Below are 1,313 nucleotides of genomic sequence, written 5' to 3' on the forward strand. Positions count from 1 at the left end.
TGTCCCGTCCTGAATATGGTTTACACCTTCTGACCTATCTTCAGGAGGATTCAATGGATTCGGGCAAAAGGCGCAGCCAGCGCGACTACACGCTAGCCTTTAAATTGTCGGTCGTAGACCAAGTCGAAAAAGGCGAGTTGAGTTATAAAGAGGCTCAACGGCGCTATGGCATCCAGGGTCGGTCCACGGTGCTGGTTTGGTTACGCAAGCATGGTCGGCAGGACTGGAGCCAAGGCGCATCAATTCGAGAGTTGAGGAGCAGGTCCATGACCGAACCAACCCTCCCGCTGACACCCGAGCAGCGGATCAAAGAGCTTGAAGAACAGCTAGCGCTGAGTAACCAGAAGGCGCAGTTCTTTGAAGCCGTCGTGAACGTTCTGAAAAATGACTACGGTGTTTCCGTCGTAAAAAAGCGACCCGGCAAGTCCTCTCGCAAGGGCAAATCCAAGACCTGAGCATTACCAGGGCTTGCCTGTTCATGGGCATTTCACGCCAAGCTTATTACAAGCGCAATCGGGCTTTTGATGCGAGGGTTCGCCAGGACCAAGAGGTGGTGAACTACGTTCTGGAGAAGCGGCGTCGCCAGCCAAGACTGGGTACGCGCAAGCTGCATTACTTGATGAGCATCGAGGCCCCAGCGCCGCTGAGCGTAGGTAGAGACCGTTTGTTCGCAATCCTGCGCAAGGCACGAGCGCTAGTTCCGCGTAAACGGGCTTATCACAAAACGACTCATAGCCATCATCGCTTTCGCCGCCATCCCAACCTGCTCAAAGCAGGCCCAGAGCAAATCGTGGCCGGTGGGCCTGAGCAGGTTTGGGTGGCAGACATAACCTATCTGCCCACGCAAGAAAGCGTGGCCTACGTAAGCCTGGTAACGGATGCGTACTCACGCAAAATTGTCGGCCATCATGTACATGAAAGCCTGCATACCGAGTCGGTGATCAAGGCACTGCAAAAAGCGATTGGCGAGCGAGAAACCAAACAGCCGCTGATCCATCACTCAGATCGCGGCGCCCAGTACTGCTCCGAGCTGTATCAGCGATTGCATGCCAAGCATGGGATCAAGTGTTCAATGACCGATGGCTATGACTGCTATCAGAACGCCATGGCCGAGCGGATAAACGGAATTTTGAAGACCGAGTTTTTACTGCATCGCCCCAAGAACCTGGCAGACGCGGTGAAAATGGTGGATGAATCTGTGCGGATCTACAACGGAGAGCGGCCACATCTGTCTTTGAAATACAAAACGCCCGATGCGGTGCATCGGGCGTTTTGAGACTGAAACAGGTGTAAACCTATTTCAGGACTAGACA

General features: G+C 53.8%; 1 protein-coding gene. It reads left to right on the forward strand.

Annotated elements, in window-relative coordinates:
- The first annotated feature begins 53 nt into the window (after positions 1-53).
- Positions 54-1,276 (forward strand): IS3 family transposase gene (locus tag D8U70_RS12095; protein ID WP_177433967.1). Its coding sequence is split into 2 segments (ribosomal slippage): positions 54-405 and positions 405-1,276, totalling 1,224 coding nucleotides; the frame shifts between segments, so codons are not numbered across the junction.
- Positions 1,277-1,313 lie beyond the last annotated feature (37 nt).

Origin of the sequence: Pseudomonas sp. Sample_20, assembly GCF_004307585.1 — a bacterium.
In the GTDB taxonomy this organism is placed as follows: domain Bacteria; phylum Pseudomonadota; class Gammaproteobacteria; order Pseudomonadales; family Pseudomonadaceae; genus Aquipseudomonas; species Aquipseudomonas atacamensis.